The organism is Pseudomonas sp. P5_A12 (genome assembly GCF_056400685.1).
This window is the reverse complement of sequence record NZ_JBFUKU010000505.1, coordinates 1-2129: the sequence shown is the minus strand read 5'-3', so window position 1 is coordinate 2129 and position 2129 is coordinate 1. Positions and strand designations below refer to the sequence as shown.

The window sequence follows — 2129 nt, the reverse complement described above, 5'->3', positions numbered from 1 at the left end:
ACAAAGCAAGGATTACGAACACATGTATCCTTGCCCACCTAGTCCATACATGGACATCGTCCTGGAAGCAGGTGATGTTTTATATCTCCCTCGAGGTTGGTGGCACAACCCTTTGCCATTGGGGGAGGCTACCTTCCACCTTGCGATAGGTACCTTCCCAGCGTACACAGTTGATTATCTATCATGGTTATTCAAACGACTTGAGGTCTTCAAAGGTTTACGTGGTTCGCTCAATAATTGGCAACAAGATAAAGACTCCCTTTCGTCGGTGGGTCAGCACCTCAACGAATTGATCACCGATCCCAACAACTACCATTGTTTCCTTGATGAGTTTGCTGGTAAAACGCGGGTAGATTCTTCATTAGTTATGGATATTTTTGGCAACCCTAATGTGGGTACACTCTCCGATCATCACGGCGTTCGATTATGTACGAATAATTGCCACGGCCTAAATGATGGCTACATTATTGCTAATGGAACCCGACTAAATCTTGACAAGCAGAGCCAAAAACTAGTACGGCATATAGCTAAACATCCAAACACAAGTATCGGAACACTGCTCATAAACCTCCCAGAAATATCGGCCAACCAAGTACGAAAGCTGATCACTCAACTTTGTCACCTAGACATCTTGGAACTCTCCAGAGCCTGATCACGTCGTACAACCACCAGGAAGTTCGGCCACATGAAAGTTACACTACAAGTAGAGAGCCCGGAGTGCGGCCTTGCCTGCCTAGTGATGATTGCCTCATTCCACGGGTTGCATTTAGACCTGATGAACATGCGCAGACGCTTCTCCATTTCGCTAAAGGGAACCGACTTATCCCAATTAATGCGGCATGCTCAGTTACTCAATTTTTCCTGCAGACCTTTGCGATTAGAATTGGAGGAGTTATCCCAGTTACGCACACCATGCATTCTTCACTGGAATATGAATCACTTTGTGGTGCTAGAGAGAGTGAAGGGAAACAATCTTAGCGTCCTAGACCCAGCATTTGGCCGCAGGGTGATGACATTGCCTGAGGCCTCGAGGCATTTCACTGGTGTAGCTCTGGAATTGTCACCTAACACTACATTTCGCCCCGGCTCACAGAAAGCTCGAGTACGCCTATACGACTTGGTTCGCCGCACCATTGGGCTCAAACGCGCTTTAGGCAATATATTTGTACTTACACTAGCATTGGAAACTGTCGCACTGCTCGCCCCACAAGTTACTCAATGGGTAATCGATGGAGCACTGGTGTCTTCTGATCATAATCTGCTTTTGTTGGCTGTATTGGGGGGCTGCCTACTGATGGTGACGGATTTTGTCCTACGGATGGCTCAGGGTTGGATGTCATTACGTCTGGGCCAACAGTTGGCAATACAGTGGTCGGGAAACCTATTCAGCCATATGTTACGTCTACCCGGAACATTTTTTGAAAAACGTCAACTTGGGGATATCGCTGCCCGCTTCCAGTCACTAGCAGCCATCCGAAAAATATTGACAAACGGAGCGATCACAGGAGTACTTGATGGGTTAGTTACAATAGCGACACTAACAATGATGCTTTTGTATAGCCGAGCACTTACAGCAATTGTACTGATTGCCTTGTTGCTTTATGGCGTCGCGCGACTAGTTTTTTATCAACCGCTCCGCAACGCTTCCGAGGAGCGCATAGTACTTGGCGCTAAAGAAAATTCTTATTTCCTGGAAACAATAAGGGTAATTTTGCCAATCAAGTTATTCAACGCTACCCAGTTACGATTGGCGACTTGGCAAAATATGATTGTAGATGTTCAGAATCGGGACATAACAACACAGAAAATATTACTAGTGTTTGCATGTTTTAACATTCTGGTTTTTGGATTAGAAGGAATGTTGCTGCTCTATGTCGGAGGCTCCGCCGTTCTCCAAGGCTCATTATCACTGGGCATGCTGTTAGCATTCACCGCCTACAAAATTCAATTTACTGGACGAGCAAGCAAGTTAATTGACTTGGGTATTGAAATTCGTATGCTTTCACTACATTCAGAGCGACTGGCCGATATTGCCTTAGAGACACCAGAGCCTGATGAACCGTTGGAAGCGGATATTGATCTTATAGAGCCTTATATTGAATTTAGACATGTTTCATATCGATATGCAC

2 protein-coding genes are annotated in these 2129 nt (G+C 45.6%); both read left to right on the top strand.

From position 1 onward, the window contains the following. On the top strand, positions 1–652 hold a 652-nt coding region (locus AC1DSG_RS30500; RefSeq protein WP_477794190.1), incomplete at its 5' end, for a JmjC domain-containing protein. A gap of 33 nt (positions 653–685) precedes the next feature. Then, positions 686–2129: peptidase domain-containing ABC transporter (locus AC1DSG_RS30495; RefSeq protein WP_477794189.1), on the top strand; the 1444-nt coding region annotated here is incomplete at its 3' end.